A 1,201-nucleotide genomic window follows, 5' to 3' on the forward strand; every position below is an offset into this window, starting at 1 on the left:
ACGCTGGCGAAGATCCAGAGAATAAGGCTTGCCCATCCATGCTGGCCTCCCGCCCAGCCAGCATGGTGAATCAGAAACGAACTGATTTGGGAATCCCAAGTCGATTCAACCAAACCCCATCCCGCTTTAGACAGGAGGTTTTCCGATGGCTGAGATCTGATGTTGCCCCGAAAAAGTAGACAGGGTTAAGCTGCTTTTAGCTCCATCCGGATCGGGGCAATATATCCGATGGCGGAATGGAGCCGGACTCGGTTGTAGAAGCCCTCGATGTAAGCGAAGACGTCGCACTGGGCTTCGGCGCGGGTCTTATAGTCGCGATGGTGAACGAGCTCGGTCTTCAGGGTATGGAAGAAGCTTTCCATCGGGGCATTGTCGTAGCAGTCGGCTTTGCGGCTCATTGATGCAGTGATGCCGGCGGCCGACAGGACTGCGCGATAGTCCTGTGAAGCGTATTGCACGCCGCGATCGGAGTGATGAATCAATCCGGGCTCCGGCCGCTGCTGGCGGATCGCCTGGTCAGGGCGGATGAAACGAGCTCGACCTGCATGTGATCGCGCATCGCCCAGCCGACGATTTTGCGGCTGAAGAGGTCCATGACGGCCGCCAGGTAGAGCCAGCCCTCTGCCGTCGGAATGTAGGTGATATCGGCAAGCCAGATCCGGTTCGGAGCCGCAGCTGCAAAGTGACGATCGACGAGATTTGGCGCGATCGGCAGGCCATGGCGGCTGTCGGTGGTCCGAACACGGCGCGGTGGTGCCGTGATGGCGCGGATACCGTGCCGATGCATCAAGCGTTCGATCGGCCGCGACTGACGCCACGTCCCCGCGCCTGCATCGCGGCATGGATTCTCGGGCTGCCATAGCGTCCGCCGCTGTCCTGATGAACCTGTCGGATCGAAGCCAGGAGCGCAGTATTGGTGGTCGTGCGCGTGCTCGCCGGCCGCTCCCGCCAAGCGTAATAGCCGGCCGCCGAGACCCCGAGCACAGCGCACATCAGCCGCACCGGATAGGTATCGCGATGGTCCTCGATGAAGCGGAAGCTCATGTCCGTGTTCCGGCAAAGATCGCGATCGACTTCCTAAGAAACAGCCGGATTGGCGTCTCCCGGAATGGCCTGCAACAGGAAGCCTAGCGATTTGGCCCTCCGCTGAAGGTTGGCGACGACGCGGCTGCGATATTGTTGCTCATATTGGTTGGCACCC

1 pseudogene is annotated in these 1,201 nt (G+C 60.4%); it reads right to left on the reverse strand.

Annotated elements, in window-relative coordinates:
- Nucleotides 1-185 precede the first annotated feature (185 nt).
- A pseudogene (locus tag IVB01_RS35025) lies at nucleotides 186-1,044 on the reverse strand (IS3 family transposase); the annotation flags it as partial.
- Nucleotides 1,045-1,201: the final 157 nt, after the last annotated feature.

Origin of the sequence: Bradyrhizobium sp. 164 (genome assembly GCF_023073715.1) — a bacterium.
Taxonomy (GTDB): Bacteria; Pseudomonadota; Alphaproteobacteria; order Rhizobiales; family Xanthobacteraceae; genus Bradyrhizobium.